This window comes from Magnetospirillum sp. WYHS-4, assembly GCA_039908345.1.
Taxonomy (GTDB): Bacteria; Pseudomonadota; Alphaproteobacteria; order Rhodospirillales; family GLO-3; genus JAMOBD01.
In genome coordinates this window covers 1-7,657 of sequence record JAMOBD010000092.1, presented here as the reverse complement: position 1 = coordinate 7,657, position 7,657 = coordinate 1, and the positions used below count along the sequence as shown (strand labels likewise).

Genomic DNA, 7,657 nt, shown 5'->3' with positions numbered 1-7,657 from the left:
CCTGTCCGGCCATCCCTTGGGCCGCGCCCTGGTCCTGGCCCGCGGGGCGACGGTGGCGGGACGGGTGGTGGCGCGGCTTTTGGAGGTGGCGCGGCTGGTTCCGGCCATGGAAGGCTGGGTGCGGGGCCTGGAGCCGGGCGAGCCGTTCTGCACCGAGGCGGCCTTGCCCGTGGACGGCGAAGGAGTCGGCCTGACGGAGGCGGCGCGCGGCCTGCTGGGTCACTGGCTGGCGGTCGAAGGCGGGCGCATCCGGCGCTACCAGATCGTCTCACCCACCACCTGGAACTTCTCGCCCCGCGACGGTGCCGGCGCCAAGGGCCCGCTGGAGACCGCCCTGGAAGGGACCCCCGTCGCGGCGGGCGAGGAAGCTCCGCTCGCGGTCCAGCACGTGGTCCGGTCCTTCGATCCCTGCATGGCCTGCACGGTGCATTGAAGGGCTACCTTCGGGACGGTCTCGCCTTTATGGGCCGGATGCTGATATAGGCCCCGTGGCCGGACAGGAGAAACGTCATGCAGACGGAGGTTGCCGTGACCAAGCCCCATGGCTTGGCGCCCGGCGAACTGGATCTCATTCGCGGCGGCCTGGCGAAATACCCTGCCATCACGGGGGCAATCCTGTTCGGTTCCCGCGCGAAGGGAACGGCCCAACCGGCGTCGGACATCGATCTGGCGCTGGAAGGTATCGACGACCCGCTGCTGGCGGAAGCCATCGCCAGCGAACTGGAAGAGCTGCCCCTGCCATACCGGTTCGATGTGAAGGCCCTGTCGGCCATCCGCCATCCGCCGTTGCGCGACCATATCGTCCGGGCGGGGGTGAGAATCGCGTTGTCCGTCGGCTCCGGGGCGTCCGGCCAGTCGGTTCGCGACCAGCTCGCGATCCCTTGATGCAGGCGTTCGGGTTTCCGGCCGAACGCATGGAAAGCAAGTTTCCAGTATGAGCAAACTGTCTTTTCATTTCAATGATAATGCGTCTTGAAACCATTATTGTTTAGCGATTCATCAGGCGCCACCCTTCGGTCGCCCTACGCCCACCCATCCGGCACGGAACTTGCCTACCCTCCCGAACCAGGACCGGCGCGGGCGGGGGCTCGTGCCCAGAGAGCGAGGGAAGGCCATGAAAGACGGCGATTTCGATCTTTGTCAGATTTCCGGGACGCTGGCCGGGTTGTCGCGGCGCGACTTCCTGACCTTCTGCACCGGCATCGCGGCGACTCTGGGGCTGCCGGCGGCGGCCGGCGTCAAGATCGCGGAGGCGGCGACGGCGCCCAGGCGTCCGGCGGTCATCTGGCTGTCCGGCCAGGAATGCACGGGCTGTTCGGAATCGCTGCTGCGGGCCACCCATCCGACCCTGGAAACCCTGATCCTGGACGCCATTTCGCTGGACTACCACGAGGCGCTCAGCACCCCGGCAGGCCATCAAGCGGAAGCCGCCATGCATGCCTCGATGGAAGCCAACAAGGGCAAGTACGTCCTGGTCATCGAGGGCGCCATTCCCACCAAGGACAACGGCATCTACTGCAAGATCGCCGGCAAGACCATGATCGAGCACGTCAAGACCACGGCGGAAGGGGCGGCGGCGATCATCGCCATCGGGTCCTGCGCTTCCTGGGGTGGCGTGCCCTCCACCCCCCCCAATCCCACCGGCGCGGTGGGCGCCCCCGACATCCTCAAGGGCAAGACCGTGGTAACCATCCCCGGCTGTCCGCCGAATCCCTACAATTTCCTGGCCACGGTGCTGCAGTTCCTCACCTTCGGCACCCTGCCGGCCCTGGACTCCAAGGGCCGCCCCAAGTTCGCCTACGGCCGCCTGATCCACGAGAACTGCGAACGCCGCGCCCACTTCGACTCCGGCCGCTTCGCGCTGCAATTCGGCGACGAAGGCCACCGCCAGGGCTGGTGCCTCTACAAGCTGGGCTGCAAGGGCCCCGAGACCTACGCCAACTGCCCGACCCAGCGGTTCGGCGACGTGGGCTCCGCCTCCTGGCCGGTGGCCACCGGCCATCCCTGCATCGGCTGCACGGAAAAGGGCATCGTCTTCGAAAAGCCCATCCACGCGCTGGCCGAACTGAAGACGGTCACCCCGCCCACCGCCTATCCGCCGGTGGATGCCGAACGGGGGCAAGGGGCCACGGTCGGTTCCGCCGCCCTGGTGGGTGCCGCGGTCGGCGCCGTGGTGGGGGCCGGCGCGGTGCTGGCGGCCAAGCTGGGCGGCAAGCCCGAGGGCGAGGACGACAAGGCCTAGGGCCCTGGGAGGCTAAGAAAATGTCCATCAATCGACGCGATTTCCTCAGGGCGGCCGTTTCGGCACCCGCGCTGGCCCTGGCCGGGGCGGGCGAGGCCGAAGCGATGCGCGCCCCCAAGCCGGTCCCGCCCGACGCGGTCGGGATGCTCTACGACTCGACGCTCTGCATCGGCTGCAAGGCCTGCGTGGCGGCTTGCCGCGAGGCCAACGACCTGTCGCCCGTCATGGAGCCCGGCCAGGAGGGCTGGAACGAGAAGACCTGGGACAGCCCCCTCGATCTCTCGGCCAAGACCTTCAACATCATCAAAACCTACCAGCACGGCACCATGGCGGCCAAGGACCGCGAGCAGAACGGCTTCGCCTTCATGAAGCGCCATTGCCTGCACTGCGCCGATCCGTCCTGCGTCTCGGCCTGTCCGGTCTCGGCGATGCGGAAGGACCCCAAGACCGGCATCGTCAGCTACGACGCCAACGCCTGCATCGGTTGCCGCTACTGCGTCTATTCCTGCCCCTTCGGCATCCCGCGCTTCGATTATTCCAGCCCCACCGGCAAGATCGGCAAGTGCGAGTTCTGCCGGCATCTGCAGGCCGACGGCAAGACGCCCGCCTGCTGCCACGTCTGTCCGACCGGCGCCTCCCTGTTCGGGTTGGTGGTCGACCTGAAGGCGGAAGCCCAGCGGCGCCTGGCTCTCAAGGCCGGAGACGCTTACGACTTTCCCCGCGGCAACCTGTCCGGGGGGCGTTCCTTCGGCAAGGGAAAAGGCCTGGGAGACGGACAACGCCAGGACCACCGCGAAGGCGGACCGGATGCCGGCGACGCCCCGAAACAGCGGCGCCTGCGGGAACGCGCCCACCTGGACGAAAGCGCCCTCGACGGCGGCCACAAGCCGCACCAGAGCCCGCATCCCGGCCGGATCGCCCCCTACCAGCCGCATCTCTACGGCGACAAGGAGTTGGGCGGAACCCAGGTGATGTACCTGTCCGGCGTGCCCTTCGAAAAGCTGGAACTGCCGACCAAGGTGCCCGAGCAGGGCTATGCGGCCCTGTCGGAAGGCATCCAGCACACCCTCTACAAGGGCATGATCGCGCCCATCCTGTTCCTGGGCGGCTTGGCGGCGCTGGCCTTCCGCAACACCCGCAAGCACGGCGACGAGGAGGGCGAACGATGAGCACCCACGAACCGATCGGCGGCCGCCTCTTCACCAAGCCCTTCGCCCTGCTGCTGGTGCTGGTGGCGGTGGCCCTCGTCCTTATGGCCCAGCGCTTCATGGGCGGCCTGGGGGCGGTCGCCAACATCAACGACGGCTATCCCTGGGGTATCTGGGTGACCGTCGACGTCGTGGTCGGCACGGCCTTCGGCTGCGGCGGCTTCGCCATGGCGCTGCTGGTCTATATCCTGAACAAGGGTGAATACCATCCCCTGATGCGCCCCGCCCTGCTGGCCGGCCTGTTCGGCTACACCCTGGGCGGCATGGCGGTGATCGTCGACCTGGGCCGCTGGTGGCAGGTCTACAACATCTTCCTGCCTTGGCATGCCCAGCCCAATTCGGTGATGTTCGAGGTCGCGCTTTGCGTGGCCGCCTACATCGTCGTGCTGTGGATCGAGTTCTCGCCCGCGTTTTTCGAGAAGTTCCAGGCGGAAGGTCTGAAGAAGACGGTCAAGGGCTTCATGTTCCTGGTCATCGCCCTGGGCGTGCTGCTGCCGACCATGCACCAGTCGTCCCTGGGGACCATGCTGGTCATCCTGGGGCACCAGCTTTCGCCGCTCTGGCAAACGCCCTTGCTGCCGCTGCTGTTCCTCATCTCGGCGCTCGGCATGGGCTACGCCATCGTGGTCTTCGAGGCGGTGCTGGCCTCGCTGGCCTTCAAGCGGCCGTTGGAGACGGATATCCTCGCGCGCCTGTCCGGGGTCATGTACGGGGTGATCCTGGCCTATCTGGCCTTGCGCTTCGGCGACCTGATCCTGCGCGGCGCCCTGGGCGTCATGTTCCAGGGGGGAGCCAAGGGCATCATGTTCGCCATCGAGAACCTGCTGTTCGTCGCCGCGGCGCTGGTTCTGGCCTCGCCGACGGCGCGCCGCACCCCCCGCAACCTGTTCCTGGGGGCCCTGGCGATGCTGCTGGCGGGAACCGTCTATCGCATCGACGGCTACCTGGTCGGGTACGAGACCGGCGGCGGCTGGACCTACTTCCCGTCGGTCCCCGAACTGCTGGTGACCCTGGGCATCTTCGCCCTGGAGGTCGTCCTGTACCTGATCTTCGTGAAGAAGCTTCCTGTGCTGCACCGGCTGCACAAGGCGTAAAGGGGAGACACTGCCGTGAGAATCACCATCGATCCCATCACCCGCATCGAAGGCCATCTCCGCATCGACTGCGAGGTGGACGGCGGCAAGGTCGTCAACGCCTGGTCCTCGGGCCAGATGTGGCGCGGCATCGAGCAGATCCTGCTGGGCCGCGACCCGCGCGACGCCTGGGCGATCACCCAGCGCATCTGCGGCGTCTGCACCACGGTGCATGCCATCACCTCGGTGCGGGCGGTGGAAAACGCGCTCAAGATGGACATCCCGCTGAACGCCCAGTACATCCGCAACATGATCATGGCGGCGCATGCCATCCATGACCATATCGTGCATTTCTACCACCTGTCGGCGCTGGACTGGGTGGACATCGTCTCGGCGCTGGACGCCGATCCGAAGAAGACCGCGCAATTGGCGGAAAGCCTTTCTTCCTGGCGGCTCAACAGCGTGCACGAGATGACGGCGGTGCAGGAACGTCTGAAGAAGTTCGTCGCCTCGGGCCAGTTGGGCATCTTCGCCAACGGCTACTGGGGCCATCCGGCGATGAAGCTGCCGCCCGAGGTCAACCTGCTGGCGGCGGCCCACTACCTGCAGGCCCTCGACGTGCAGCGCAAGGCCAACGAGATCGTCACCATCCTGGGGTCCAAGACCCCCCACATCCAGAACGTGGCGGTGGGCGGCGTGGCCAACGCCATCAACCTGGACAGCCAGTCGGCGCTCAACATGGAGCGCCTGTACCACATCAAGACCATCATCGACCAACTGGGCGACTTCATCGGCAACGCCTACCTGGTGGACGTGGCGGCCGTGGGGGCCAACTATCCCGAATGGACCACCTATGGCGCCGGCATCACCAACTACCTGTCGGTCCCCGACATGCCCCTGGACACCAAGGGCACCAAATTCGAACTGCCGGGCGGCTTCATCGAAGGCGGCGACATCGCCAACTTCAAGCCGATCGCCAACTATCAGGACAAGTACTTCGAAGGCGGCGTCAAGGAAAGCGTCAAGCACTCCTGGTACCAGGGCGGCAAGGGCGCCCTGCATCCCTACCAGGGCGAGACCGTTCCCCAGTACACGGACTTCGAGGACAACGGCAAGTACTCCTGGGTCAAGTCGCCCACCTTCTACGACAAGCGCGCCCAGGTGGGGCCGCTGGCCAACGTGCTCTGCATGTACGCCGCCGGCCACGAGCCCACCAAACGCTACCTGACCAAGGTGATCGACACCGTGAGTGCGCTGCTGGGCAGTCCGCTGCCGCTTGCGGCGCTGCATTCCACCATCGGCCGCCACGCGGCGCGCGCCGTGCGTTGCGCGGTGCTCCACGAGGCGCTGAACAACCAGTGGAACCTGCTGGTGCAGAATCTGGGCAAGGGGGATCTGGCGATCTTCAACCCGCCCAGCTTCCCCAAGGGCGAGGTGCGCGGCTTCGGCTACCACGAGGCGCCGCGCGGCACTCTTTCGCACTGGTGCGTCATCGAGGCCGGCAAGATCAAGAACTACCAGTGCGTGGTGCCCACCACCTGGAACGCCGGGCCGCGCGACGAGAACGACGCCATCGGCCCCTACGAGGCCTCGCTGATGGACAATCCCATCGCCAATCCCGAACTGCCGCTGGAGGTGCTGCGCACGGTCCATTCCTTCGATCCGTGCCTCGCCTGCGCCATCCACCTGACCGACACCCGGACCGACAAGGCCATCGCGGTGAAGGTGCTCTGAGACAACGACGGGGAAGACCGCAATCCCCTCCCGGGCCGCTTGCCCGGGAGGGGATTCGCATCTAGAAGGGATACATGAAGGAAAAAGTCCTTGTGCTGGGCGTCGGCAACATCCTCCTCGGGGACGAGGGGGTGGGAGTGCGCATCGTCGAGGAACTGGAACGCCGGTTCCGCCTGCCGCCCGAGGTGACGGCGCTGGACGGCGGGACCTCGGGCATGGACCTGCTCAATCCCATATCGGACTGCCAGGTCCTCATCATCGCCGACGCGGTGCGCACCGGCGCTTCGCCCGGCACCGTGGTGCGCCTGGACGGCGACGAGGTGCCCGCCCTGTTCCGTTCCAAGCTGTCGCCCCATCAGGTGGGGATATCGGACGTGCTGGCGGCCGCCGCGCTTACCGAACGGGTGCCTGGCCGCATCATTCTGTTCGGCGTGGTGCCGGAAAACCTGGACCTGGGCCTCGACCTGTCGGACCTGATCGCCCCTCTGGTCGGGACGGTGGTCGGCCTGATCGCCGACGAATTGCGGTCCCTGGGCCACCGGCTGGAGGCCGCATGACGGCCATGGAGGAGCGCATCGCCGCCCTGGTGGAACGCTTCCGCGCCATCGGCGAGGCCAACATGAAGACCCTGCCCATCTACAACGACCGGATCGAGGTGGAGGCCGTCGGTTTCGCACCGGTGGCCGAAGGCGTTCTCGGGGCTTTGATAACCCCCTGGTTCCTCAACCTGATGCTGCTGCCCGCCATGCCCCGCCCCTGGGAACCCGGCCGTATCGGCGCCAAGCGGACGGTCGGCTTGCCGGGCGGCGACCTGGCCTTCACGGTGGCCGGGGACGAGGTGGTGGGGTACTACGAGTCCTATTCCATCCGCTCGCCCATGCAAGGCGTGAACGGCAACGTCGCCGCCCGCTTCCTGGCGGAAGCGGCCCTGGCCAAGGCTCTCACCCCCCCCAAGCCCGAGGATTCCGCCCTGCCCGAGGCGCCGGCCTGCGAGCGTTCGCACGGCGACGTGGACAGCGCCCGGCGCAATTTCCTGCGCGGGCGTTTCGGCGAGGAAATGGACGACCGATGACCGCCCTGGAGGGGGGCATCCGTCTCGATCTGCGGTTGGAAGGCGGGCGGATCGCCGAAGCCCGGATCTCCTCCAGCCGCCCCGTTGCCGCCTGCGCGGCCCTGCAAGGCAGGCCGGTGTCCGAGGCGCTCCGCCTGCTGCCCAACCTGTTCGGAGTCTGCGGCACCGCGCAGTCGCATGCCGGCATCAAGGCGGCGGAGGCGGCGCTCGGCATTGCCGTCGCCCCCGCCCAGGACACCGCCCGTCGCCTGCTGCTGGCCGCCGAGACCGCCGAACAGCACGCCTGGCGCCTGTTCATGGACTGGCCGCCTTTGGCCGGCGGTTCGGC

At 67.3% G+C, this 7,657-nt stretch carries 9 protein-coding genes; all 9 read left to right on the top strand.

Going from position 1 to position 7,657, the window contains the following annotated elements; genetic code table 11:
• On the top strand, positions 1 to 433 hold a 433-nt coding region (locus H7841_17185; GenBank protein ID MEO5338598.1), incomplete at its 5' end, for a nickel-dependent hydrogenase large subunit.
• Between the two features lie 77 nt (positions 434 to 510).
• Complete coding sequence (locus tag H7841_17180; protein MEO5338597.1) at positions 511 to 885, top strand: nucleotidyltransferase domain-containing protein; 375 nt, start codon at positions 511 to 513, stop codon at positions 883 to 885.
• Positions 886 to 1,114: 229 nt separating this feature from the next.
• Positions 1,115 to 2,242 carry a hydrogenase small subunit gene (locus H7841_17175; GenBank protein ID MEO5338596.1) on the top strand — a complete coding sequence of 376 codons (1,128 nt, stop codon included), beginning with the start codon at positions 1,115 to 1,117 and terminating at the stop codon, positions 2,240 to 2,242.
• Positions 2,243 to 2,262: 20 nt separating this feature from the next.
• A complete protein-coding gene (gene hybA / locus H7841_17170) occupies positions 2,263 to 3,411 on the top strand; it encodes a hydrogenase 2 operon protein HybA (GenBank protein MEO5338595.1) in 1,149 nt (382 codons plus the stop codon).
• Positions 3,408 to 4,544: a Ni/Fe-hydrogenase cytochrome b subunit gene (gene hybB, locus H7841_17165; protein MEO5338594.1), complete on the top strand. Its 1,137-nt coding sequence runs from the start codon at positions 3,408 to 3,410 to the stop codon at positions 4,542 to 4,544. The genes hybA and hybB overlap by 4 nt, the downstream gene beginning before the upstream one ends.
• 15 nt (positions 4,545 to 4,559) lie before the next feature.
• Positions 4,560 to 6,257, top strand: a complete 1,698-nt coding sequence (locus tag H7841_17160; protein MEO5338593.1) for a nickel-dependent hydrogenase large subunit — start codon at positions 4,560 to 4,562, stop codon at positions 6,255 to 6,257.
• Positions 6,258 to 6,331: 74 nt separating this feature from the next.
• Positions 6,332 to 6,814: a HyaD/HybD family hydrogenase maturation endopeptidase gene (locus H7841_17155; protein MEO5338592.1), complete on the top strand. Its 483-nt coding sequence runs from the start codon at positions 6,332 to 6,334 to the stop codon at positions 6,812 to 6,814.
• On the top strand, positions 6,811 to 7,329 hold the full coding sequence (gene hybE / locus H7841_17150; protein ID MEO5338591.1) for a [NiFe]-hydrogenase assembly chaperone HybE: 519 nt from the start codon (positions 6,811 to 6,813) through the stop codon (positions 7,327 to 7,329). The genes H7841_17155 and hybE overlap by 4 nt, the downstream gene beginning before the upstream one ends.
• The coding region (locus tag H7841_17145; GenBank protein ID MEO5338590.1) for a hypothetical protein at positions 7,326 to 7,657 on the top strand (332 nt) is incomplete at its 3' end. The genes hybE and H7841_17145, both read left to right, overlap by 4 nt.